General features: G+C 47.3%; 21 protein-coding genes and 1 tRNA gene. 16 read left to right on the top strand and 6 right to left on the bottom strand.

Going from position 1 to position 25,803, the window contains the following annotated elements:
* Window positions 1-6: 6 nt before the first annotated feature.
* The 4 genes from ICL07_RS06420 (at window position 7) to ICL07_RS06405 (ending at window position 5,006) form a co-directional block, all read left to right on the top strand.
* Window positions 7-510 (top strand): DUF4843 domain-containing protein, encoded by a 504-nt coding sequence (locus ICL07_RS06420; protein WP_188087091.1) that lies wholly within the window; start codon window positions 7-9, stop codon window positions 508-510.
* Window positions 511-537: 27 nt separating this feature from the next.
* The gene (locus ICL07_RS06415) at window positions 538-2,046 is read left to right on the top strand and encodes a PKD-like family lipoprotein (protein ID WP_188087090.1); all 1,509 of its coding nucleotides are present in this window, start codon (window positions 538-540) and stop codon (window positions 2,044-2,046) included.
* Window positions 2,047-2,208: 162 nt separating this feature from the next.
* A complete protein-coding gene (locus ICL07_RS06410) occupies window positions 2,209-3,354 on the top strand; it encodes a FecR family protein (RefSeq protein ID WP_188087089.1) in 1,146 nt (381 codons plus the stop codon).
* Between the two features lie 1,217 nt (window positions 3,355-4,571).
* Window positions 4,572-5,006, top strand: coding sequence for a hypothetical protein (locus tag ICL07_RS06405; protein WP_188087088.1), 435 nt, complete (start codon window positions 4,572-4,574; stop codon window positions 5,004-5,006).
* 372 nt (window positions 5,007-5,378) lie between these two features.
* Here the strand turns inward: ICL07_RS06405 and ICL07_RS06400 are convergent.
* Together ICL07_RS06400 and ICL07_RS06395 are read right to left on the bottom strand one after the other, a co-directional pair.
* Window positions 5,379-5,462: transfer RNA gene (locus ICL07_RS06400), tRNA-Leu, on the bottom strand.
* Between the two features lie 120 nt (window positions 5,463-5,582).
* The gene (locus tag ICL07_RS06395; RefSeq protein ID WP_188087087.1) at window positions 5,583-6,395 is read right to left on the bottom strand and encodes a 2,3,4,5-tetrahydropyridine-2,6-dicarboxylate N-succinyltransferase; all 813 of its coding nucleotides are present in this window, start codon (window positions 6,393-6,395) and stop codon (window positions 5,583-5,585) included.
* An 86-nt stretch (window positions 6,396-6,481) separates the two neighbouring features.
* On the opposite strand from ICL07_RS06395, the gene ICL07_RS06390 reads away from it, so the two are divergent.
* From ICL07_RS06390 to miaA, 5 genes are all read left to right on the top strand, one after another.
* Window positions 6,482-7,609, top strand: coding sequence for a glycosyltransferase family 4 protein (locus ICL07_RS06390; RefSeq protein WP_188087086.1), 1,128 nt, complete (start codon window positions 6,482-6,484; stop codon window positions 7,607-7,609).
* Window positions 7,610-7,619: 10 nt separating this feature from the next.
* Window positions 7,620-8,189 carry an L-threonylcarbamoyladenylate synthase gene (locus ICL07_RS06385; RefSeq protein WP_188087085.1) on the top strand — a complete coding sequence of 190 codons (570 nt, stop codon included), beginning with the start codon at window positions 7,620-7,622 and terminating at the stop codon, window positions 8,187-8,189.
* A gap of 57 nt (window positions 8,190-8,246) precedes the next feature.
* Complete coding sequence (locus ICL07_RS06380) at window positions 8,247-9,683, top strand: CCA tRNA nucleotidyltransferase (RefSeq protein WP_188087084.1); 1,437 nt, start codon at window positions 8,247-8,249, stop codon at window positions 9,681-9,683.
* Between the two features lie 107 nt (window positions 9,684-9,790).
* Window positions 9,791-10,363, top strand: coding sequence for an IS1096 element passenger TnpR family protein (locus ICL07_RS06375; protein WP_188087083.1), 573 nt, complete (start codon window positions 9,791-9,793; stop codon window positions 10,361-10,363).
* Between the two features lie 2 nt (window positions 10,364-10,365).
* Complete coding sequence (gene miaA / locus ICL07_RS06370; protein ID WP_343071035.1) at window positions 10,366-11,280, top strand: tRNA (adenosine(37)-N6)-dimethylallyltransferase MiaA; 915 nt, start codon at window positions 10,366-10,368, stop codon at window positions 11,278-11,280.
* A gap of 144 nt (window positions 11,281-11,424) precedes the next feature.
* Here the strand turns inward: miaA and ICL07_RS06365 are convergent, their stop codons facing one another.
* Both ICL07_RS06365 and ICL07_RS06360 read right to left on the bottom strand, forming a co-directional pair.
* A complete protein-coding gene (locus ICL07_RS06365; protein WP_188087082.1) occupies window positions 11,425-12,990 on the bottom strand; it encodes an OmpP1/FadL family transporter in 1,566 nt (521 codons plus the stop codon).
* 152 nt (window positions 12,991-13,142) lie between these two features.
* Window positions 13,143-14,183 (bottom strand): hypothetical protein, encoded by a 1,041-nt coding sequence (locus tag ICL07_RS06360; RefSeq protein WP_188087081.1) that lies wholly within the window; start codon window positions 14,181-14,183, stop codon window positions 13,143-13,145.
* Between the two features lie 284 nt (window positions 14,184-14,467).
* Between ICL07_RS06360 and proS the strand changes: the two genes are divergently transcribed.
* The 3 genes from proS to ICL07_RS06345 all read left to right on the top strand — a co-directional run bounded on the left by proS (window position 14,468) and on the right by ICL07_RS06345 (window position 19,765).
* Complete coding sequence (gene proS / locus ICL07_RS06355) at window positions 14,468-15,943, top strand: proline--tRNA ligase (RefSeq protein ID WP_188087080.1); 1,476 nt, start codon at window positions 14,468-14,470, stop codon at window positions 15,941-15,943.
* Window positions 15,944-16,088: 145 nt separating this feature from the next.
* The gene (locus tag ICL07_RS06350; protein ID WP_188087079.1) at window positions 16,089-19,007 is read left to right on the top strand and encodes a sensor histidine kinase; all 2,919 of its coding nucleotides are present in this window, start codon (window positions 16,089-16,091) and stop codon (window positions 19,005-19,007) included.
* Entirely contained in the window at window positions 19,004-19,765 is a 762-nt protein-coding gene (locus ICL07_RS06345) for a LytR/AlgR family response regulator transcription factor (RefSeq protein ID WP_078672331.1), read from the top strand. The genes ICL07_RS06350 and ICL07_RS06345 overlap by 4 nt, the downstream gene beginning before the upstream one ends.
* 253 nt (window positions 19,766-20,018) lie before the next feature.
* Here ICL07_RS06345 and ICL07_RS06340 read toward each other — a convergent pair whose 3' ends face one another.
* Window positions 20,019-21,596, bottom strand: a complete 1,578-nt coding sequence (locus tag ICL07_RS06340; RefSeq protein WP_188087078.1) for a trypsin-like peptidase domain-containing protein — start codon at window positions 21,594-21,596, stop codon at window positions 20,019-20,021.
* Between the two features lie 310 nt (window positions 21,597-21,906).
* On the bottom strand, window positions 21,907-22,905 hold the full coding sequence (locus ICL07_RS06335) for an acyl-CoA reductase (protein WP_188087077.1): 999 nt from the start codon (window positions 22,903-22,905) through the stop codon (window positions 21,907-21,909).
* A 91-nt stretch (window positions 22,906-22,996) separates the two neighbouring features.
* On the opposite strand from ICL07_RS06335, the gene ICL07_RS06330 reads away from it, so the two are divergent.
* The 4 genes from ICL07_RS06330 to ICL07_RS06315 all read left to right on the top strand — a co-directional run bounded on the left by ICL07_RS06330 (window position 22,997) and on the right by ICL07_RS06315 (window position 25,742).
* Window positions 22,997-23,344, top strand: coding sequence for a 4Fe-4S dicluster domain-containing protein (locus tag ICL07_RS06330; protein ID WP_188087076.1), 348 nt, complete (start codon window positions 22,997-22,999; stop codon window positions 23,342-23,344).
* Window positions 23,345-23,504: 160 nt separating this feature from the next.
* The gene (locus tag ICL07_RS06325) at window positions 23,505-24,494 is read left to right on the top strand and encodes a D-alanine--D-alanine ligase (RefSeq protein ID WP_188087075.1); all 990 of its coding nucleotides are present in this window, start codon (window positions 23,505-23,507) and stop codon (window positions 24,492-24,494) included.
* Window positions 24,495-24,563: 69 nt separating this feature from the next.
* Window positions 24,564-25,364, top strand: coding sequence for a PASTA domain-containing protein (locus tag ICL07_RS06320; RefSeq protein WP_188087074.1), 801 nt, complete (start codon window positions 24,564-24,566; stop codon window positions 25,362-25,364).
* Window positions 25,365-25,445: 81 nt separating this feature from the next.
* Complete coding sequence (locus tag ICL07_RS06315; protein ID WP_188087073.1) at window positions 25,446-25,742, top strand: rhodanese-like domain-containing protein; 297 nt, start codon at window positions 25,446-25,448, stop codon at window positions 25,740-25,742.
* Window positions 25,743-25,803: the final 61 nt, after the last annotated feature.

Genomic DNA, 25,803 nt, shown 5'->3' with positions numbered 1-25,803 from the left:
ACATGTATGAAAAAGATCAGTGTGTTGATATGTCTCCTCTGGTGTTTCGTTGCCTGCAAAAAGGAAGGGCTAATGGGTTATGAAGGCGGTAACAGCATCTACATGTATATACCGGGATATTGGGCCTTTCAGTCAGATACCAGTATTATTGACTTTACGAAAAGCAGGGTACAACAGGATACCTCCCTGCCTCTTCGTTTTGCCATAGTAGGACAAATGGCCTCTGTCGATAGGCCATTTAAGCTGTTGATATCAGATAGCAGCACCGCTGTGGTGAACCGGGATTATGTGCTGCCTCCGGCAGATAGTTTTTATATTCCGGCAGATAGTATACAAACTACGCGGCACCTTCGCATTAAGCGATCCCCCGATTTGAAGGGTAAAACCGTCACGCTGATACTCAAGTTAGGATCCAATGAGCATTTCGCGGCGAATTTGCCGGTGAATACGTCTCCCGTTGGTAATGATCCCCGTTCGGTCACCCGACTCAGGGTTACCATTATCCAATAATGTTTTTCATTATCAGAAACCGACAACATGCGTAAACGGCACTATATACATTTATGGCTCATGGCCACTTTCCTGCAGGTTGCCTGTATGAAGGACAAAGGCAATTACCAGTATGAGTCCATTAACAGGATTATTATTACCGGTATAGACAGCAGTTACACAGTAAGTTATGGTGACAGGCTGAAAGTTAATCCACTACTGTCTTTTACCCAAGAGCAACAGGAAGATACTACTAACTATTCCTACCTGTGGGTCGCCGATCACGTGCTGGGCTATTCATGGATACCCGATACTATTGCTACTACCAGGAACCTGGATGCCGCTATCCGGTTACGCCGTTTCGGTACTTACTATATGTACTACCGTGTAACGGATAAACGAACCGGGGTATTCACGGATGCTTATTTTTATGTAACCATGACTACACCCAGTTTTGAAGGCTGGTTATTGTTGTCTGATGTAGGGAATGGCGACAGCCGGTTAAGCATGGTGTCTCATTTGGGCAACAGGGATACGGTTTATCCTGACATTCTGAAAACAGTTGGAACTGCTTACACGCCTGTAGGTGCGCCTGTATTTGTGGAAACCGCCATTTCAGACTTCCCTCGCCCCGGACAGGATATATATGTCACCTTTGTAGCTACCAGCAAACAATTTGTATACCTGGGACAGGACACGCTGGAATACAGTCCGGCCAATGACATGAAAAAATACGTACCGGCTGCAGTAACTGACTGGAGTGGCGCCCGGTTCAGCACCCTCCTCACGAAAGATGGGCTATTAACACTCAATAAAAATGTCTATGCCATTCTAAGGAACTCGTATGTCGGTCCGGTCAACAATACAGCGGATGGTAAAAGATTTTCTGCTTCCGGTTGGGCTACTTTCAAGCAGTCAATTTCAGCTTTGAGTACCTGCGTATTATTTGATACAGATAAGGGGACTTTTTACCGGTATCCGGGGAATGGTACTACCTGTATCCCCTATACGAATAGCACCCTCTTCGATTTTAACACGGGTAAAGATCTGCTGTACCTGAAACATGTACCCTTTAACGGCGGAGAAGTATTTGCCGTATTACAGGACAGGCTGAATAACAAAAGGTACCTTGCCCGGTTTACCCTCATTGGTACCCAGCACTACTACAGCGAAATAACCGGGGACGATATCTCCGGAGCTACCCAGTTCGCCGTAAGTTCCGATCTCGGGTACCTGTTCTATAGTGCAGGCGGAAAACTCTATGAATATGATCCTGTCAACAACCGTAGTATACTCATGAAGGATTACGGCACAAGGGCTATTTCGCTGATAAAGTTCCAGCAGTTCATTTTTACCTATGATGGTACTGCCAATGCCAGCCGATACCAGGAACTTGCTAAAAAACTGATCGTCTGTACCTATGAGCCGGATGCCCCCTCCAGCTCAGGTATGTTGGATATCTATCATGTGCCGGACGCTAATGCTCCTTTACAATTATACCAGTCGTTCTCCGGCGATATTGGTAAAATAGTGAGTGTATCTTACAGGGATAGATAATAAATTGATTGTTTCGTAATTATATATTATGGATAGATAATAAGGTTCCCTGAAAAGGAACCTTATTTTTTCAGTCAGTGCGTGAAAATTTTTTTTTCACGCACTGCACCTGTTGGCTTTTTCCGGAGTCTTTATAGTATGAAACCCTACAATTAAATAACTATGTATCATTCAGCTGAACAGTTCCTGCAACTGACAGACAAATATCTCGCTGATACTATCACAGCCAGGGAGAAAGGGGTACTGTTCAGTATGATCGCCAGGGGCGCCTATATACCGGAACAAGAGCAAATAGTTGCCCGGATCTGGCAACAACCGCTGACAGCAGCGGAAGATATAACGATGCGTGAGCAAATTATCGGGGGGATCAGTGCACGTCGAAAAAAAGTAAGAAGGTTGAAAATCTGGCGCTGGACGGCCGCTGCAGCGGTGCTGGTGTTAATAGGAGCAGCCGGGAGCATGCGCTTGTGGAGAGAGGAACATCGCTTGGTTTCCCTGCAACAGCGGGCCGGTAAAGTGGTGCTGGTATTAGGGGATGAGTCGCAGGTGCCCCTGGGTAACAGCGGCAACCTGGTCATCAATGAAGGAGGAGCCAGGATTGTACAACAGGGAGCTGAACTGAGGTATACTGCCGGTCATCCGGCCTTAGGAAGGCCCATCTATAATACGCTACGAACAGCTGCCGGAGGCCAGCTTAAATTGGTACTGCCCGACGGCACGCGTGTATGGATCAATGCCGGCTCAACTGTCAGGTATCCTGTCAGGTTCTTCGGAAACAAGCGGCAGATTGAAGTCACCGGGGAAGTATATATGGAAGTAGAACCGGAAAAAAGGCCTTTCCTGGTATCCACTCCACATGAGACGGTGCAGGTATTGGGGACCGCATTTAATGTTCATGCGTATAATGAAGAATCATTTACTGCCACCACCCTGGTGTCTGGCAAAATAAGAATAGTGAACAATTACCAGGCGGCGGTAACGCTGCATCCGGGCCAACAGGCAAGGGTCAACCATCAACCGGTATCAGAAGCGGTCGTCCGGGTTGCGGAGGCAGATATTGAACACGTAGTAGCATGGAAAAACGGATACTTCGATTTTGATAATGAAACATTGGATGACATCTTCCGGTTGCTGTCGAGATGGTATGATGTACAATTTGAAGCGGAGGATAGCGTATCCAGGCTACAGTTCAGCGCTACCATCAACCGCGCTGTAACGCTGGAGGAAGCATTGTCAATACTTTCATCCACCGGGGCCGTGGACTTTTTCCGCGAAGGAAATATCATCAGGGCCCGGATGCCACAATAGTGTATGTAGAAACAAATTATAAATGGATATGGATATGGCAAACAAGAGGTAAAGGCAGTGCCTTGCTAGCAGGTGCTGCCCTTTATTTCCACCTGATCTAAATCGCTAAAATCGAAATGAAGGAAAAACAGGCCTTTCGTCCGCCCGTGAGAGACCCGTTCTCCACCGATACAGTTCAACCCTTTTTGTTGTTTATGTTTAATGTAATGGAAACCACCCTGTGAAGTAAACAGGGTGGCGACCATTACACCACGTTATGGCATTCCTGGCCTGCCACCCATCTTTAGAAAAAATAGGTAATAATAAATGGATAGGTAAAATGATGCAAACCCTGTTTTCCGGCGGCAGGTGTATGCAAGCACGGAGCCTGATCCGCCGGTGAAAGAGTATACCGGTTAACTGCCGGTTCGCAGTATGAATGTATAAGGCTCCTTTTCAGGAGCCTTTTGTATGAATCGCTCCCATGAACAGCGATACCCGGGCCTGAATTTTGTCGCGGATATTTCCAAAAAACATTCTCATAGCCGACAGCGGACATTTTACAATTCAGTTGTTTTTGGAAGCGCGATTGGAGGTAAATCCGTATGCGGGAAAGTGCAATAATGTCGTGCTTCCTTTGATGATTTCATGCTGCCATTTTTCAACCGCTTCCGAAAAATCTGCGGTATCAATAAACGTCTGGTTTTCAATCGGAACTTATCTAGTTTTTCGTTTTTTCGACTTGGAGAACTATAGAAATATAGCTTCTTTGAAAAAGAGATAACGATTCTAGTAATAGACTGAAAATATTTTATTTGATAATAAATATTTGTTTTTCAATTAATATTAAATAATTGATAATAAAATATGTGTTGTATAGTTAACAGATATCTAGCAATGAATCCGATATTTACAAATGATTAACATTTTTTCCGGGGAATATTCTCCTAGTTTATACCTGTAAATTGTTGAAATAATGCTTATTATATTAAAATTGAAAAGTATTAGGCACCACTAGTAAGCAGGGCAAACCAATTTTCATTTTGGTTAACTAAAGCCCCATGAATTGAATTTTTTTTGATCGTTATAGCATAATTTTTTTGTTTTTTTGATATTAAATTGCTGTTTTTTGATATTTTTTTATCAAAAATAAATGCTGAATGAAAGTTTTTTATATTTCAATGTCACCTAGTGGATTTGTGGAAAAAAATTTAATTTTGAATGGTAAGTAAGAAAAGATGGATAAAAAAATAGTACAAATAGATCTTTCAAAAGTAGATGCTGAAATCTTGGAGATAGACCAGGAGTTGAAGGAATTGGCTTTGTCTATTAAACGTCTTGAAAATGAGAGGACTGAGAAGGTTCGATTTAAAGAGTTCATATTGGCTAACATGGACAAATATGGAAAGCCACTTGATATCGTCCCTAAGATTACGATGTCAAAAGGTAAACATGACATCTCTGATTTTGTACTCAATTATCTTCGTAAATATGGAAATGTGAAGGTGAGTAGCCTTATTGAAAGTTATGCCAGTGATACAGGAAAAGATAGTAATCTGGCCAGAAGCAACGTTTCAAATGCACTTACCAGATTGAAAGGCAGTGGCAAAGTAGAAAATGAAAAAGATGACAATGGAAAAAGTATTTGGAGATTAAAAAAATCAGAAGACTGATTTATATAGTCTTCTGATTTTTTGAACTGAAGATTGGAGGTGTAGTCAATATATGCTACTGACCACATTAGAGTTCTTGCAAGTAAAACCAACTCATTGCTTGATTCGAAAAACGCAAGCCCCTTTCTTTATACAGGATTTAACAGGCGGGGATGGTTCCCCCGTCTTTCCTGTTTAAACAAATATACAAAAGTATTCAACTAGCTCCGGCATTATTCATTTTCAGCTTTAATTTGTATTGGATGCACACTCTAAAAGGTACTGGTACCAGCAGGAGAGGTTGTTCTCGTATTACACACTAAAACAAACAATCCATGCTATTTGCACCCAGCATAAAAACAAAAAAGGACAAACCGAAGTTTGTCCTTTTTGTGCCCAGAACTGGATTCGAACCAGCACACCCTTGCGGGCGCTGCGACCTGAACACAGTGCGTCTACCAATTTCGCCATCTGGGCAGGGCTGTGTCCCTCGTTAAAGGGATTGCAAAGGTAGGTTTTTTTTAATATCTGCCAAATTTATTTAAAAAAAGAAGCAATAAAACAGCGAAATCCGCTGCCCTATTGCTTCTTAATATATTACACGGCTACGTTAAACTCACGCAGGGTATCGTTTAAGCTCGTCTTCAGATCGGTGGAAGCTTTACGCTGACCGATAATCAGGGCGCAGGATACCTGGTATTCACCGGCAGGGAACTTCTTGGTATAAGTGCCCGGAATCACCACGCTGCGGGCTGGTACACGGCCTTTGTATTCAACCGGTGCGGAACCGCTCACATCAATGATTTTGGTGGACTGTGTCAGCACTACGTTAGCACCCAGTACGGCTTCTTTTTCTACATGCACGCCTTCTACCACGATGCAACGGGAACCCAGGAAACAGCCATCTTCAATAATCACCGGGCTGGCCTGTAATGGCTCCAATACACCACCAATACCTACACCACCGCTCAGATGCACGTGTTTACCGATCTGTGCACAGGAACCCACGGTGGCCCAGGTGTCTACCATGGTACCTTCGTCTACATACGCACCAATGTTCACATAGGAAGGCATCAGGATACAACCTTTGGAGATATAGGCGCCGTAACGGGCAATCGCATGTGGAACTACACGCACACCCAGATCTTTATAGTTGGTCTTCAGCTTCATCTTATCGTAAAACTCGAAAGGCGGAACTGACATGGTTTCCATCGGTTGAATGGTGAAGTACAGCAGGATAGCCTGTTTCACCCACTCATTCACTACCCAGCCATTATCTGTTGGCTGCGCTACTCTCAGATTGCCTTTGTCTACCGCTTCTATTACCGCTTTCACAGCATCCGCATATTGCGTTTCCTGTAACAGGCTTCTGTCAGCCCAGGCAGCCTGTATTTGTTGTTGTAAATCCATTTGTGCTTTTTTCGCAAAAGTAATATCTAATAAATGAAATAACGAATAACGAATTTCTTTCGTGGGACTTCGTATTTTCGCAACATATGAAGATTGGTTTTGATGCCAAGCGTGCTTTTCAGAACGATACAGGACTGGGCAATTACAGCCGTACCCTGATCTCTTCCCTGGCAGCTGGTTTCCCGGAGCACCAGTATTTCCTGTTCGCTCCCAAACAAACAGATATGTACAATGCACCAGGTATGCCGGTGATATTACCTGGAAATACCTGGCATCGCTGGTTCAAATCGGCCTGGCGAAGCCGCTATGTGGTGAAAGATCTGCAACGCTATGGTATCGATCTGTACCACGGCCTCAGTCACGAAATCCCTTTCGGTATCCCCGGCAGTGGCGTAAAGTCAGTCGTTACCATGCACGACCTGATCTTTGAAAGATACCCGCAACAGTACAACCCCATCGATGTGTTTACCTATCGCCGTAAAGCCCGCTACGCCTGCGAACAGGCGGATAAAGTGGTGGCTATCAGTGAACAAACCCGGCAAGATCTGATTTCCTTTTATCATACGGACCCGGACAAAATCGAGGTGGTATACCAAAGCTGTGATCCCGCTTTTGCGGTCCCGCATACACCGGCAGATATACAGGCGTTTCGTGCCCGTTATCACCTGCCCGGTCAATATTTCCTGTATGTAGGCTCGGTTATTGAAAGAAAAAACCTGTTGGGCATTGTAACGGCCATGAATACACTGAAAGGTGCGGTGGATGTACCACTGGTGATACTGGGCAATGGCGGCAGCTACAAAAAGAAAGTAAAGGAATACCTGGCGGGGAACGGTCTCTCTGCCCGCATAATATGGCTCAATGAGCAGGAACGCCTGCCTAACGGCGCTCTGCCTTTGTTATACCAGGGTGCGGTGGCGCTACTGTATCCTTCTATATTTGAAGGCTTCGGTATCCCTATCCTGGAAGCATTGTGGAGCGGTACGCCGGTGATTACTTCACATGGCTCCTGTTTTGGAGAAACCGGCGGCGATGCTGCGCTGTATGTAGATCCGCTCAGCACGGCTGATATTGCCGGCGCTATGCGCCGCGTGCTGGCAGAACCCTCCCTGGTAGAGGATATGCGGCGTAAAGGATGGGAACATGCCCGCCGGTTCACACCGGAGCAATGCGCGGCGGATATGATGAAGGTATATGTGGACCTGGAAAAATAAATAACAGCAGATGGATTTTGAACAAGATATCAACGCCGCACTGCCGGTATTACGCAGCGGCGGACTAATCCTGTATCCTACAGATACGATCTGGGGAATCGGGTGTGATGCGACTAATGAAGCAGCGGTAAAAAAAGTATACGAACTGAAACAGCGCAGCGAAAGCAAAAGCCTCGTGATACTCCTGCCGGATGTACGGGATTTGTTGCAGTATGTGTCTAACCCCCGCCCGGACATGGGGGAACTGATCGCTGGTTTTAACCGCCCTACCACGGTGATCTACGAAGGCGCCCTGGGATTGGCGGCCAACGCTATCAGCGAGGATCAGTCGGTGGCCATCCGTATTGTGCAGGACACTTTTTGCCGCCACCTGCTCAAACGCCTGCGTAAACCCCTGGTATCCACTTCTGCCAATATCAGCGGCCAACCAGCCCCGGCCAGTTTCGCCGATGTATCGCCGGAAATTGTAAATGGAGTAGATTATGTGGTAAAATACCGTCAGGATGAAGCCGCTACCGGTGTGGCTTCCAGGATAATCAGGATTGGAAAAGATGGATCAATAGCCATAATCCGGGATTAAACGCCATTATTTATTACATTTGCGCCCTGATTTCAGCGAAAGGAACAAAATTTTAATATGATCAGCAGCAAGCCATTAGACATTCCCTGCTCCCTGCAGGAACGGAAAGTGTTGGAGAAGATTGCGCTGGCGGCCCACGACCTGGGCGTGCCGGCCTATCTGATCGGAGGCTTCGTACGCGATAAATTATTGGGAAGAAGAACAAAAGATATGGACGTTGTGTGCGTGGGAGATGGTATTGCCCTGGCACACCAGGTCGCTGCTGCCCTGGGCGATAATGTACCTGTCGCCTTCTTTAAAACCTACGGCACCGCCCAGGTGAAATGGCATGAGTTCGAAATAGAATTTGTGGGCGCCCGTAAAGAAAGTTACCGCCGCGAATCCCGCAATCCCGAAGTGGTGGCCGGTACCCTGCAGGACGACCAAAACCGCCGCGATTTTACCATCAACGCACTGGCTGTCAGCCTACGGGATGCAGACTACGGGACACTCATCGATCCTTTTGAAGGCCTGGCCGACCTGGACCTCAAAATGATCCGTACCCCCCTGGAACCGGCACAAACCTTCAGCGACGATCCGCTGCGTATGATGCGCGCTATCCGCTTTGCATCCCAGCTGCAGTTCACCATCGCTGATAACGCGTTTAAAGCGATCCAGGAAAATGCAGAACGTATCCGCATCATCACCCAGGAAAGAATCACGGACGAGTTTAATAAAATTATGCTCTCCCCCAAACCCTCTGTAGGACTGGACCTGCTCTATAAAGCCGGTCTGCTCAAAATCATCTTCCCCCAGATGATAGACATGGTAGGCGTGGAGATGTATGAAGGAAAAGGACACAAAGACAATTTTTACCACACCCTGCAGGTGGTGGACAATATTTCCGTTCACACACACGACCTTTGGCTGCGTTGGGCCGCGCTGCTGCACGATATCGGCAAGCCTGCCACCAAAAAATTTGAACCGGGCCACGGCTGGACTTTCCACGGCCACGATGCGGTGGGAGGGAAGATGGTAACCCGTATCTTTACCAAATTCAAATTACCCCTGCATGATAAAATGAAGCTGGTCAGAAAGCTGGTAGAACTCCACCTGCGCCCGATCAGCCTCACCAAGGAGAATATAACGGACTCGGCTATCCGCAGACTACTGTTCGATGCCGGTGATGATATCGAATCACTCATGCTCTTGTGTGAGGCCGATATCACCTCCAAAAACAAATCCAAGGTGAAACGTTATCTGGAGAATTTTGAACTGGTACGCGCAAGGCTGAAGGAGGTGGAAGAAAGCGATCGTATCCGCAACTGGCAACCGCCGGTTACCGGCGAAATGATCATGGAGACGTTTGCCCTGAAGCCGGGCAGGATAGTGGGCGACCTCAAAAATGCTATCCGCGAGGCCATCCTCGATGGAGAAATTGCCAACACGTATGAAGCTGCCTACGCTTTTATGTTGGAAAAAGCAAAAGCCCTGGAACTAACCCCAGTTAAATAAAATTGGTAATTTTACATAACCAGAATTAAAAAACGGTTAATTGTCATCAGCGCCATTGACCACGCGTTGGGAATTAATATATTTATCTAACTTATAACCAAATTGTCATGCCGGTTTTGAAATTCAGAGTATACTGGGAAGAAGATGAAAGTGTTTACAGAGACATTTCCATTAAGCCGAATCAGACTTTTTTAGCATTACATACGGCCATTTTACAGGCTTTTGAATTTGATACCAAACATGGTGCTACCTTCTTCCGTAGCAACGATAACTGGCAACGTGGCCGGGAAATCATCCTTCAGGAGGATAAACAGCCCCGTAAAGTAGAGCCCCTGCTCATGGCGGATACTCCCATCGCTGCTGCGGTGAAAGCGCCTAACCAAAAATTCATCTATCTCTACGATTTCGCCAAAAACTGGTCATTCCTCGTAGAACTGATCGGCGTTTCCAAAGATGAAAACGCTAAACTGACCTATCCTGTATGTGTACGCAAGGAAGGCCTGGCGCCCAGCCAATACGGTACCAAAGGCCTGGTAGGCGACAAACTCGTGGAAATGGAAGAGAAATATGACCTCAACAAAGAGGGCATGGACGAAGAAGGCTTCGGTGAAGAAGGCGAGGAAGAAAACAATGAGGGCGCCGATGAATTTGGCGGCAGCGAAGAGGAAAGTAACTACTAGCAATTAATAACCTGAAAACAGTCATTATCATAGCAGGCCCCACGGCCTCCGGTAAAACGGCATTGGCTATACGCCTGGCGCAATTGTACCGCACTTCGGTGATTTCTGCCGATTCCCGGCAATGTTACCGGGAAATCAGCATCGGTACGGCTAAACCTACACCGGAGGAGCTGGCGGCTGTTCAGCATTACTTTATTGATTCCCACTCCATCCGGGAAGAAGTGAATGCGGGTATCTACGAACAATTGGCCCTCCAATATGCGAAAGACATCTTCCGGCATAATGAGGTAGCTATTATGTGCGGCGGTACCGGTCTGTATATCCGTGCCTTCTGCGAAGGTATCGATGATATGCCGGCTATCCCGCCAGGTGTCCGCGAAGCGCTCAATGCGCAATATGCGGAACATGGGCTGTCCTGGCTGCAGGAACAGCTACAGCTGCGCGATCCTGTATTCTACGCTAACGCGGAAACGCAGAATCCGCAAAGGCTTATCCGGGCGCTGGAAGTACTGGAAGCTACCGGTCAGTCTATCACCGCTTTCCGTACCGCTACCAAAGCGCAGCGCGATTTCCGCGTCATCAAAATAGGTATCAACCTGCCGAAGGAACTACTCCATGAAAACATTCATAAAAGGGTAGACCTCATGATGGAAGCCGGCCTGGTCGGGGAAGTAGAAAGCGTATTGCCTTACCGGGAACATAATGCCCTGCGCACGGTAGGCTATCAGGAGATATTCGACTACTTCGATGGCCAATTATCACTCGAAAAGGCCGTGGAAGATATTAAAACACATACCCGGCAATACGCCAAAAGGCAGCTGACCTGGTTCCGGAAAGACACCGCTTACCAGTGGTTTGATCCCCGTTATCCGGAGGTGATCACCAGCTGGGTACAGCAACAACTGGAGCAATCCTGACAATAACATCAAAACATCATCAAAAGAAAAATCCCCCATTGATGCTCATCAATGGGGGATTTTTTAGCACTATAAAAATATAAATCTTCGCTAAACATCATCGCTGCTAATCATGTAGATCAGCCATAATCATGGCCTTCACAGTTAGAATTTGAGACCTAATGTCAGCACTACATTACTCCTGTTATAATCCAGCGTAGCGGCATTGGGTGTTAAACCCGTTGTGGTGCTGGTATACAGACGATAACGGTCGTTGCCTTGTGTGTAGCTATAGGCCAGGTCGGCATACAGCCCTTTATTACGGTATCCGAAACCGCCGCTGTATACTTTGCGGGAGGCGTCTACACTGGCGTTATAGGCGTCACTGCTGTAGGGATTGCCATACCAGGCAAAACCAAGTCTCGCAGCATACAGTGTGGCGAACTTCAGTTCGGCGCCCACGCGGATATTGGATACGGCTTTATAGATGGCGCTGATATTTTGGTTCAGCGCTTTTTCGTCTTCACGGTAGTTGCTCATTTTAAATTTACCGGACGACTGGTTTACGTACTCATAATCGGCTGTAATGAAGCCCTGTGTGTTACTGACGTGGGTGATATCACCGAAGAAGTAGGTCACACCGGCCATGGCGCGGAGTGGCGTTACGTAGTTGTAGTCGAATTCTACAGGGTAGCCGTTGGTGACGTCATCGGAGTGTGCATATTTTGTACCGCTCAGGTTTTCTGTGTTGGCGGTGAGATCGGCGGTATAGCTGTCGTGCAGGCTATAGTAGGTAGGCGTATGGAAGGCGCCGCCCAGGCGGAACCGGGGAGAAGCCTTATAGATAACGCCCAGTTTTGCGCCGATACCGATCCCTGTTCTCCGAAGGAACTGGCGATAGTCGAAGTATCCGAATTCGTTATTGGGATTATTGGTGGCATCATCTTCCATCACGGTAAAATCTTCCCGGTAGTTCACATTGGGGAGGTTCACGCTACCGCCAATGTATAAACGGTTACCATAGTTACCGGCTACGGCGAGGGCAAATTCGTTGAGTCCGCCCCGTGTTTCCATGATGCCCCGTTGCTGAATGCTGGAGAGTCCGCCGGTAGGCCGTTGAGGAGATGCGTTGGTCATGGGGTCCCACTTGCCATCAGGGTGAAAGAAGCGGTTAATCAGATCCGTTTTAAAGGCAAGGCTGCCGCCCAGCGGAAAGTTGTTTTCCATGCCGGTGGAGTCGGATTGCCACATCTGGTCTATCCAGGTATCTGAAAAGGAAGATACTTTGTTGTTGCCGGCTACCACTATCTTATTGTTGTAGTTGGCCAAACGCGTATATCCGAGGGAGAAAGTCACGTTATTCCAGGCTTTATCCCCGGTACCTTTATTGGTAGCGAAAATAACGCCGATGCTCGGCAGCTGGAAGTTGGTTTTATTGCCTTTGTTATCCAGTATGTTGTTACCCAGGTAATTGGATGTATTGTTAGTGAGTCCTAAACCTGCGGAGATGAGGAATTCGCCGGTTTTGAACATGCCGATGCCGGCAGGGTTGGTATGTGCAGCCGAGTAATCACCGCCCAGGCCGATGCCTGCGCCTCCCAGTGCCTGTGCTCTGGCTGTACCGAAAGGTTGGTTGGGAGAGTAGAGCAAAGCGTCATTCGAGCTCTGCGCTGCGGCGGTAACGGATAAAAAGAGTCCTGCTAAAAGAGGGGAAAGTCTTTTAATCATCATAAAACTATATACTTAAAAATTGAGATCTAATGGCAGAATGTCGATGAATAACGTGCTGCGACTGCTGCTATAACGTTCACACACAGGTAAAACTTATGTCCTTAAAAAAGATAAGCGTAGTTTTTTTGCTACGCTTATCTTGAATGAGTTTATTAACGACCGCCTCTGGATGGACGGCTGTAACCACCGCCACCGGTGCTGCCGCCACCGCCGCCGCCTACACGGCTGCCACCACCGCTAGGGGGAGAGTAGCTGGGAGCCGGGGAAGAAGGACGGGAATATTCTGTACGGTTAGGACGGGAGTATCCGCCGTTATTGCTGTTGTTATAGCCGCCATTGTTATAGGAAGGCGCAGAAGGACGGGAGATAACCGGTCTTTCGGAGCTGGACTGCTGGAACACCCGGCGCGGACGATCAGTGTTGCCCGGTACGTAGTTACCATTTCCGCCGCCATTTACCGGAGCAGAAGCGCCTCTTGCCGGACGGTAGTAGTTGTTGCCACCGGCATTACCGCCACCGCTGTTACCGTTATAGCTGTTGGCAGAACGTACCAGACGTTCGTTCACGCCTCTGACAGGACCGTAGGAATTGGAAGGACGGGTATAATATCCACCGCCGTAGTGACCGCCGCCATAATATCCACCTGCGTAATAAGGGTAGTAGTGACCATAGTAACCACCACCATAGTAAGGCCAGTAAGAGCCTACATAAGGGTAGCCACCCCAGCCCCATCCCATACCGAGACCATAGCTCCAGGGACGGTAAAATCCACCGTAACCGAAGCCCATGCTGAAGGAAGGACCCCACAGGCTGCTGTAACCGAAGCTGCTGTATGGACCGTAGCCGTAGCCAAAACCGCCCATGTACATGTTGCTGGCGGCATTGTAACCATCCCAGTAACCACCGTTGTAAGTGTTGGCATTGCTGCCGAAACGGTTGATACGGCGTTGATAATCACCCTGATCATCATCGTAGGTCACATAAGTGCCACCATCCTCATCGGGCGAATCTGTATATCTGGCGTTCTCATCCTGAGCAGAATTACCATTGGAACCATTGTTGGAAGCATAGGCCCGCTGCTGCTGGCGCGGAGAATAATATACATCGTCCGGTGTCTGGGCCGTCTTATATGTGCTGGAACATGCGCCCAGTGCGAGGGAACCAGCCAGTGCAATGTATAGTATAGGTTTCATTTGAAATATATTTTTAACGTGATTTATATAGTAAATTTACACTTTTTTAACGTATAATAAGGGAACAAAGTTACAATTACAGAACGGGTTATTTTATTTTGGCCGGACTATTTGCACCTTTATGATTTTCATGTAGGTTTGTAACATTTTCTTTTTAAATATTTGAGGCAAAAACTAAGCCAGTTTGGGCCTCGTTTCCGGCTCTGCCGGAAGATAATTTTAACTGGATAAATTAGCGAAAATTAGGCTTACAGACAAAGATATATAAATCAGTTATTTTTTTTATGAGTAAAGAGATCACAGCCCGTTCGGAAGAATATGCAAAATGGTATAATGACCTGGTAATAAAAGGTGGTCTGGCAGATTACTCTGCCGTTAGAGGTTGTATGGTGATCAAACCATATGGCTTCGCCCTCTGGGAAGCCATGCGCGACGTCCTGGATGTCAAATTCAAGGAAACCGGTCACCAGAACGCTTATTTTCCGCTGCTTATCCCCAAAAGCTTTATGAGCAAAGAAGCCGCCCACGTGGATGGCTTCGCCAAGGAATGCGCTGTTGTAACCCATCACCGCCTGAAAAACGACCCCAATGGCGGAGGGGTAATAGTAGACCCGGAAGCTAAACTGGAAGAAGAACTCATTATTCGCCCGACTTCTGAAACCATCATCTGGAATACATATAAAGACTGGATTCAATCTTACCGCGACCTTCCCCTGCTGATCAACCAGTGGGCCAACGTGGTACGCTGGGAAATGCGCACCCGCCTGTTCCTGCGTACGGCCGAATTCCTCTGGCAGGAAGGGCACACCGCACACGCTACGGCGGAAGAAGCGATCGCGGAAACAGAACAGATGCTGAACGTATATGGCGACTTCGCGGAACAATACATGGCAGTACCCGTGATCCGTGGCGTGAAATCAGCCAGCGAAAGATTTGCCGGCGCGGTGGAAACCTACTGCGTGGAAGCACTCATGCAGGACGGTAAAGCCCTGCAAGCGGGCACTTCCCACTTCCTGGGACAAAACTTCGCCAAAGCATTCGATGTGCAGTTCTCCAACAAGGAAAACAAACTGGACTACGTATGGGCTACCTCCTGGGGCGTTTCTACCCGCCTGATCGGTGGCCTCATCATGGTACACAGCGACGACCAGGGACTGGTACTGCCTCCCCGCATCGCTCCGCTCCAGGTGGTGATTGTACCCATCTATAAAGGCGCCGATCAGAAAACAGCCCTCGATGAAAAAGTAAACGTCATCGTAGCTGAACTGAAAAAAGCCGGTATCCGCGTGAAATACGACGATAACGACAATAACCGCCCCGGATGGAAATTCGCTGAATACGAAATGAAAGGCGTACCCGTTCGTATCGCCATTGGCGCGAGAGACCTGGAAAACAACGTCGCTGAAGTAGCCCGCCGCGATACGAAAGAAAAAATGAGCCTTTCCCTCGATGGACTGGCCGGCCGTATCAGCGAACTGCTGGAAGAAATTCAGACTAACCTCTTCACCAGGGCTAAAAACTTCCGCGATGAACACATCACCCGCGTAGATACTTTTGAAGAGTTCCAAAAAGTACTGGACGAAAAAACAGGTTTCGTATCCGCCCATTGGGACGGTACCGCTGAAACGGAAGAAAAAATCAAGGAACTCACAAAAGCAACGATCCGCTGTATTCCATTGGACAACCCACAGGAAGCAGGTACCTGCGTCCTTACCGGTAAACCATCCAAAGAACGCGTATTGTTTGCCAGAGCATACTAAAACCAGTTACGGATTACGCATTACGAAAACCATTTGTAATGCGTAATCCGTAATTAATAATAATTACGACTGATCAGCTGCCAATAGGTTCTTTCCCTCATTGGTACCTATCATACCGTTATTTGTAATTCGTAATTCAACATTGATGCCCATTACCCGTTTCATACTGTTATGGTGGCTGGTCATCTTTTGCACAGGTTACAACGCATGGGCCCAGGGCCTGATGATCCGCAACTACAATGTAAAAGATGGGTTGGCTAACGCAACTGTTTATGCCGCCGTACAGGATAAAGACGGATTCATCTGGTTTGCTACCCCTACGGGCGTCAGTAAGTTCGATGGCAAACGCTTTCGTAACTATGCTAAAAAAGATGGCCTCACCGACAACGATGTGGTCAAACTCGCGGCTGACTCACGGGGACGCCTATGGTTCTTTACCCTTAACGGTAAACTCTCTTTCTACGATCATACCTATATTCACAACGAAGAGAACGATTCCTCCCTGTTATTCAATAGCCGCAGCCATTACATGCAATACGCCTTTGAAGGCGACGCCGGCTTTGTATACTTCTTTAATTCCAATAACCGCATTGTTACCTACAACGGTAAAAAAACAGAATACGATAAACGGAACATTGAAACCGACTTTTTCTTCATGCTCCGCAACAGCAAGGCTTTCCGCCCGCTGCAAAAAGGATTTCATGTAGATAACCTCTCTGATCCGGGTAATCCCGCTATTTCATTCGTATGCGCGTTGCCGTTAGATAATGAAAGTGTAGACGCTATCCGCAACGGACCTATACTCATGCTCCGCAATTCCCTGTTTGCCTATACACCCCAGAAAATCAGCTGCTTTTTCAACGGGCCGGACTGGGGCATTAAAGACGATATCAGCAACCTTTGTATCGATAACGATAACCTCTGGGTAGGTACCCAGCGGGCATTGTATTATATCAAAGGTTTTTTTAAGGGAGATAGAAAAGTTATCAAACTACTGGATAACCACAATATCACTTCCCTCCTGAAAGACCGCGATGGCAACATCTGGATCACCACCTTTGGCGACGGTGTATATAACATCCCTTACAAAAACTTCTATTTCAGCTATCTCGATAATACCAACGGCCTCTATTCCCACTCTATCTTCAGTATCTATAAAGACAAAAAGACGGATCTGCTGATGGTCGGACAGAATGCCGGCATCCTCAACACCATCGCCAGCAATGGCGTTATCCGCCAGTTTACACTGGATACGGCCAGCGGCCGCAACAGTCTGTTGTCCATCCTGCCGTATAAGGAAAATGAGGTACTCATCGGTACCGACAACGGACTGGTGTCGTTTAATACGGTCACCCAGCGTTATGCACAGCTGAAGGCGGTGAAAATGCTGAAGGATGTGGACATCTCCCCGAAGGGGAAAATCAGGATAGCAGCAAAAAATCAGGTCATCGCGCTGGATGATTATATGATCACCGACCTGGATATGATCGTTACTTCCATTGCCAGCGTCAACGACTCCCTGTACTATGTAGGCACCAACAATGGGCTTTATACCTGTACAGACGGGACCCGCAAACTGAAACCGGCACAAAGCGATTCCCTGCGTAAGCTCAGTATCAAAGACCTGAAATGGATCGACGGCTACCTCTGGATAGGCACCGCCGACCAGGGTATTTACGTGATGCATGGCGATACGCTGATCAAACACCTCGCATCTGCCAACAACCTGGCCAGCGATATCTGCCAGCAACTGTATTATGACGGTCATCAGAACCTGTACGTGGCCACTAATAAAGGTGTTTCGGTGATTAACGTGAAAGGACAGACGATTACCCGTAATATCACCTCCAACGACGGTCTCATGTCCGATGATATCCGTGGGGTGTATTATGATGATGATATCCTGTACATCGCTACCTCCAACGGCCTCTGTTATTTCAAAGGCGATCATTTGCCGGTCGACAGCGTTCCGCCGGTCATCTACCTTAACAATATCCGGTACGGCGACAGTACCTATCTGCCAGGGGATAACTTCGTACACCTGTACAAACGCAAAGCCTCTTTTGAAGCGGAATTCGGTACCATCGTGTTCGACCTGCCCGAGCTGGTAGAGTACCAGTACAACTTCTCCGGCGATACCACCAACGGCTGGGTGACTACCATGTCCAACATCATCCCGTTCCCCGACCTGCAGCCAGGTAACTATAAACTGATGGTACGGGCCCGTAAGTACAAAAGCGACTGGTCCAAGCCACTGAACCTGAATGTGAACATATTACCACAGTGGTACCAGCAGTGGTGGGCCAGAGGCATACTCCTGCTGGCCGGATTACTGCTGATCCTGGTGGTGCTGCGTTTTATCGTTAAACGGATCAAACAGGCAGAAAAAAGGAAAACGGAATATAACCGCCGTATTGCGGAGCTGGAGGCTAAGGCGCTCACCAACCAGATGAATCCGCATTTTATCTTCAACTCGCTGAACTCGGTACAACACCTGATCCTGGAGAAAGAAGAGAAACAGGCGCTGAACTTCCTGGCAGATTTCGCTACGTTGATGCGCCAGATGCTCAACAACTCCCGTAAATCCTATATTTCCCTGGAAGAGGAAATTGCCTTCCTGACCCGGTACCTGGAGCTGGAGAAGATCCGCTTTGCGCACTCGTTTACCTACCATTTTATCATGGAAGACACATTAAAAGATTACACTATCTATATTCCCCCCATGATTATCCAGCCGATCGTGGAAAACGCGATCAAACACGGGCTGGCGCCAAAAAGCAGCGCCGGCTACCTGGAAATCAGGATAGAAATGGTGGATGATCTGCTCTATTGTTCTGTGGATGATGACGGTATCGGTTGGGACAAGTCCAATAGTATCAAAAGCTCCCGGCTGATAAAACACGAATCTACCGCGCTGAGCGTGATAAAGGAAAGATTGCAGATTATAAAATCTTTTAATGGAAGTGTTGGAAAGTTAGAAATTATTGATAAATTTAAATCTGGTTTCGGCAATAAGGAAGGTACCTTAGTTGAAATTCTGATTCCCATTGTTAAGATGTTATGAGTAATATAAAAGCTGCCATTGTAGACGATGAAGTCCGCAACATTCATATTTTGCGCAATATTCTGGAGAACTATTGTAAAGATGTTACCGTAGTTGGAGAGGCGCAGAATATCAATGAGGCGGCAGAAATGATTAAAAACAACCCCATTGACGTGCTGTTCCTGGATATCGAAATGCCTCCGCACAATGGGTTTCAGTTGCTGGAAATGTTCCCTGTGCTGAACTTTGAGGTTATTTTTATCACTGCCTTTCAGGAATACGCTTTACAAGCCATCAAGTTTGCGGCATTGGATTACCTGCTGAAACCGATTAAGGTGAGCGAGGTGGAAGATGCATTGGAAAAGGTCAAGAAAAGTAAAAAAGGAAGACTCAATGAGCTGGCTTCCATTCTGAAAGACTACGTTAAAAACAATGATAACGCTTTTTCGAAAATAGTCATCCCGGTTAACGATGGTTATAATGTCATTGACCTGAAAGATATTATTTACTGTGAAGCATTCGACAGTTATACCAAAATACAGCTGATCAACAACGTGTCGCACCTGATCTCCAAATCACTCAAAGAGTATGAAGAGATGTTGTCTGACAAAGGTTTTTACCGCGTACACAAATCCTTCCTGATCAATATTCACCATATTGTGAAGATTATTAAAGGCTTGGGTACTGCAGTAGTGATGAGCGATCAGAAAAATATCCCGATTTCTTCCCGCAAAAAAGACGAGTTCTTTACCCAGTTAAAAGGGGTGATTAACCTGTAAATCTGTCTGACATAGCAACATTTTTAGCCGGTAGCCATGCGCTTAACCGGCTTTTTTGTGCGTTCCCTGTAAGGAATATGCTGTTCACGAGGTCGTGTAACCTAACATCATATACTTATCTTATTTTCATTATGGGTTTTCATAGATCTAGCTATTACTTGTTAGTTTGTCCAGACTTTACTTGTACATTTTTAAAAGGGGCTGACCTTATTAGGCCAGCCCCTTTTGTTTTTTACATAGCCCAGCGGGCGGATTACAGGTTTTCTGCGCCTGCGCCGCTGATATTAATGTTATAATAGTAGATATTACCGCCTCTTTGAGGATAGAAACCTACCAGTTGAATATTTTTTTCTTTTTCCAGCACGGTGCTGAGCGCATTCACAGAGTTCACCGGGGTATTGCCGGCTTTCAGGATTACGAAGCCGGGTATCATACTGGTTTGTTTTTTCAGGATGCCGGTACCGATATCATTAACTCTCACACCGCCTTTCACGCCAATATTAGCTGCTTCTTCCTTGCTGAGGTCGGAGAGATCGGCTCCCAGTCTGTCGAGTGTGGTAATTCTCACCACATCGGTATTACCCTGTAAGTTACGGAGCGTGATATTGTTGGAGGTATACTCCTTGTTATCGCGGATGTAGGAAATGCTGATTTTATCACCGGGTTTGTAGCGGGCAATCTGTTCGCTCATCTGGGAGGAACCGGCGATGTCCACACCGTTGATTTTGGTGATAATATCGCCCTGGCGCAGGCCTGCTACCGCAGCGGAGCTGTTGTCCATTACTTCGGTGATCTGTACGCCGTTTACGTCGCGTCTAACGCCGATCTGCCGCAGCTGGTCGTCGCTCATGGAAGCGATAGCAGCAGGGGAAGCGTATTTAACGCCCAGGTAAGCCCTTTGAACGCTGCCGTATTTCAGGAGGTCGTTCACCACCTTTTTGATAAGGTTGACCGGGATTGCGTAAGAGTAACCTGCGTAAGAACCGGTAGGAGAGGCGATGGCGGAGTTGATACCTACCAGTTCACCGGCGGTATTTACCAGTGCGCCGCCGCTGTTACCCTGGTTTACCGCAGCATCGGTTTGTATAAAGGATTCGATGGAGTTGTTGATTCTGCCACCGCTTTTATTAATACCGATAGAGCGGGATTTGGCGCTCACGATACCGGCGGTAACGGTTGCGTCGAGATTCAGCGGATAACCTACCGCCAGCACCCATTGACCGATTTCTACGTTGTCGGAGTTGCCATACAGCAGGTAAGGCAGGTTCTTGGCGGGGATCTTGATCACGGCCAGGTCGGTGCTGGGGTCAGTACCTACCAGTTTGGCTTTGAAGGTTTTATTTTCATTGGCCAGGGAAACGGTGATTTCATCGGCATCGGCAATCACGTGGTTGTTGGTCACGATGTAACCGTCATCCGAAATGAGTACGCCGGAACCGGAGGCCATCTGGCCGGGAACATAGTAGCGACGGCCATCTCCGCCTCCATTGAATTCATCGCCAAAAAATTCGTCACCGAAGAGGTCCTGCAGGATACTGCGCCTTTTGGAAAGTCCGTTGGTTACCTGGCGGGGATTGATTTTCGTTTTGATGTGGACCACGCCGGGGACGGCAGTTTTGGCCGCAGTCACGAAATCGGAAGGGGGAACAGCGTTGACTTTGGAGTCGGTGCCCGGCATGTTATACCTTGCATAGTTTACGGGAATGTCATTGGAACCGTTTTGAAAAATGCCCGGGTGTCTGCCTTCAAAGTATTTGCCATACACAAATATGGCAGCAACAGCAGTAACAGCACTGATCAACACTGTTGTAACAATTTGCTTGAATTTCATATTATAGTGTGTTTAGCGTTGTGATACCAAATAAAGTAATTTTTTAATAACGTAGGTAAGATCAATTTATATGCCCCTGATACAAATTTAGTTGCGGTAACGAATCAAACGTATGATACTGTATTTACTTTAACAGATTTTTATATCAATCGTTAAATAGAGCTAAAAACAAGCTGACAGGATAACACAGGGCCGTGACAATATAACAAAAAGGAAGACAAAAAGTTAGTTTCGGGTAAGATACGAAATGACAAAGGAGCAGAGACCTCAGTGGATCTTTGCTCCTTTGTGTAGGATAAATGCAGTAAGACTACAGTTCCAGCAGGAAGGCCAGGGTATCCACGCCATCGGCATAATCCGTGAGCGACGGCTGCTGGGCTTTACCGAAGGGGGTAAATTGCTGTCCCACCAGGCATTGCAGGTCCGGCTGGGCGGCCATGTCTTCCTGTAACTGCTGTATGTCTTTATAATAGCCATAGTGCAGTACACTGAGGGGAGAGAACAGGGATTCCGCTTCATGCAGCAGGATGCTGCCATTGGTGAGGTAAGGGCGGTTGTTGAGCAGGAACAGCGCCAGGTTATAGTCGTAATTATTTTTGTACTTGTGGTGGTCGGCCAGGTAGTCATATTTACCCAGGGCTTTGAGCAGGGACTCAAAATCATAACCTTCGGGTACCATTACCTTGGTAACGTTGCGGCATCCCAGTCCGAAGTAAAGCATTACATCGTCAGCCAGGGCTTCCAGCTCAGCAGCGCTTTCCCGGCCGGTAAGGATGGCCGCAGAGGTACGGTTATGCCGGATAATATGCGGGTATTTGGAGAAATAGTAATGGAAATACCGGGCGGAGTTGTTGCTGCCGGTGGCGATATAGGCGTCACAATCTTTCAGTATCTCGAGTATTTCGGTCTGTTGCGCTGTTTCCGGGTACCATTCGGCCATTTTATCCAGTATGTGGCGCATCAGGACTTCGTCTTTAGAAGAAAGTTTCATTTTGACATGGTGACCGCTGACAAACCCGCAGAGCCAGTCGTGGAACCCTACCAGGGGAATATTGCCGGCTACAACGATGCCCACCTTTTTAGGGCTGCGCTCCAGGGCGGTAGCGGGATATTGTTTGAACCAGGCTTCCAGCGCGGCCGGGGCCAGGTAATACCGGCAGATGCTGCGGAGGGAGTCGTCGATAAATGCAGGCGTGAACCAGCCATTGGCTAAATAAGCACGTTCCTTTACTGCTGTCAATTCCGGGCTGTCGCCGGCCAGATACTGGCCCAGGCGTACCAATGCTGCTTCTTTTTCTGCTGTGTTCATGAAACTGTTATAAATATTTGACTTAATTAAACCGGGAAAATTTTAAATTTGTCCACAAAATTAATGGCTTACTACTAAAAAAGTTTACTCTATGGCAATTAAGATAACAGATGAATGTATAAATTGCGGCGCTTGTGAACCGGAATGTCCCAATAATGCCATCTACGAAGGTGGTGTAGAATGGGCACTGGCCGATGGTACGACCGTAAAAGGCGGCTATACCCTGATGGACGGAAGCCAGATGGACGCCGATCAGCGTAATGCCCCGATCAGTGTTGATACCTATTATATTGTGCCGAACAAGTGTACCGAATGCCAGGGTTTCCATGAAGAACCGCAGTGCGCGGCTGTTTGCCCGGTTGACTGCTGTGTACCGGACGAAATGTACCAGGAAACAGTAGATGAACTGATGGCTAAGAAAGACAGACTGCACCTCTAATATATGTGAGCCACCTCATTAAAAGGCCGTCCGGTAATCTCCGGGCGGCTTTTTTGTACCGCCCGGCAGAGCGGCCCGAAATTAATGAAAACGCCAACTGACCCGCTGTTGACAATTAACAAATAACCTTTAACTTTACCCGCTTATTGTATTTTATCTTATGAAGAAGAACATCGCCTTGGTTGCCGGCGGATATTCCGGAGAATATGTAATATCCGTACAGAGCGCTGAAACTATAGAGAAGAACCTGGACAGCAGCAAGTATGCCGTATATAAGATTATCGTTACCCGTGAGGGGTGGCGCCATACCGCTGCGGACGGCTCCGTTTATGAAATCGACAAAAACGACTTCTCCCTGAACATCGGGGGTAATAAGATAAAGTTTGATGCGGTGTTTATCGGTATCCACGGTACCCCCGGCGAAGACGGCCGTCTGCAGGGCTACTTCGAAATGCTGGACATCCCGTATACCAGCTGTGGTATGGTAACCTCCGCGCTGACTTTCAATAAGAGCTATTGTAATAAAGTGGTGGCGGCCCTCGATGTGGTAAACGTCTCCAAATCCGTGCATATCTTCCGTGACCAGCCGCATGATCCGGCTGCTATCCTGCAGGAACTGCGGTTGCCTGTTTTCGTGAAACCGGCAGAAGGCGGCAGCAGTATCGGCATGTCTAAAGTAAAAACGGCTGAAGAACTGCCCGCAGCCATCGAAAAAGCCTTTAAAGAAGATAGCCAGGTGCTGATCGAAGAGTTTATCAAGGGCAGGGAACTGACCATCGGTCTTTACCGGGCCAACGGTACGCTCAACGTATTGCCCATCACGGAAGTGGTGAGCAGCAAGGAGTTCTTCGACTACGAGGCGAAATATACCCCGGGCGTATCCAACGAAATCACCCCGGCGCCGGTATCCGACGACATTACCGCGCTGGTGCAAAAAACGGCATCTACCCTGTATAATAAACTGAACTGTAAAGGCATCACCCGGATTGACTTCATCTACGAAGAAACATCCGGCAAACTGTACTTCCTGGAAGCCAACACTATGCCCGGCCAGTCTGAAAACAGCCTGGTACCGCAACAGGTAAGGGCTGCCGGTAAAACATTGCAACAGTTTTACGGTGAAGTGCTGGAAGAATGCATGAAAAAATAATTGCGGACAACGAATGACATTCGTAATCCGTAATTTGTAGCTCATAATTTTTAAAACTAAATCATTAACGTGTTCGACTTTATTACCAAACGCTCTTTCGGAATTAACCTGTTGGTCGTAATAGCGTTCTTTTTTGGACTGGCACTGTTGTTTTTCTCACTGCTGGGAGTTATTACCCAACATGGTGAAGAACTGACCGTACCGGATGTGCGCGGGAAAAGTGTAAAAGAAGCCATGGCCATCCTGGAGAAAGCTGGATTTGACGCCGATGTAAGAGATTCCATCTACATAGACAGCATTCCTCCTTTGTCTGTATGGGTACAAACACCCGATAAAGGCGCAAGGGTTAAAGTTGGTCGCACCATATACCTGACTGTCAATAAGGTAGTGGCACCGATGGTAAAAATGCCGGACCTGGAAGGTCTCACTTTCCGCAGCGCTGAAATGATGCTGAAAAGTATGCGTCTCAATGTAGGCGATACTATCTATAAACCGGATTTTGCTACCAATACGGTATTACAACAGTTACTCAATGGTAAACGGATAAAACCCGGTACACCCATCGCGGAGGGTAGCAATATTACATTGATCATCTCCAGCGGTACAGGTAGTATCGAAAACCCGGTACCTGATTTCACGGGCCTCACTTTCTCGGAAGCCAGGGAAATGCTGAACGCCAATAACCTGAGCGCCGGCACTATTATCATCGATCCCGGCGTAACCGATACCGCCAACGCCTTTATCATCAAGCAGGTACCTACCCGCAGAAATGAAATCGGTGACTTCAACATGGTAAGAGCCGGTGAAAGCGTGGACCTGTGGCTGTCTGCTACCAAACCAGTGAAAGACTCAACCGCTGTTGGTCATTGATTGGCCATGATTTCGCTGATATCAGGTTATTAGAATAGCAATAACATAAACCACCATTTAAACTAACTTAAACTTAACATCATGCAGAATATCACAAAAGAAGAACTGAAACAGCGCATTGACAACGGTGAAGCCCTGAATATCCTCGATGTTCGGGAACCGCACGAACGTGCTGAATTTAACATCGGTGGCTTCCATATTCCGCTGGGCCTTGTACAGTCTATGCAGGTAGATGAAATTGAGCACCTGAAAGATGAGGAAGTGATCGTATACTGCCGCAGTGGTAACCGTAGCGGTCAGGCTTGTATGCTGCTGGAAACCATGGGCTTCACTAATGTGAAGAACCTGGTAGGCGGTATGCTGAACTGGCAGGCATAACTGTGGTTTACACTGATTTCGCTGATTAGCGGAGATGAGTGCGGATCATACACTGATAACC

Origin of the sequence: Chitinophaga qingshengii (assembly GCF_014529935.1) — a bacterium.
Lineage (GTDB): Bacteria > Bacteroidota > Bacteroidia > Chitinophagales > Chitinophagaceae > Chitinophaga > Chitinophaga qingshengii.
This window is presented reverse-complemented; position numbering and strand designations above follow the sequence as displayed.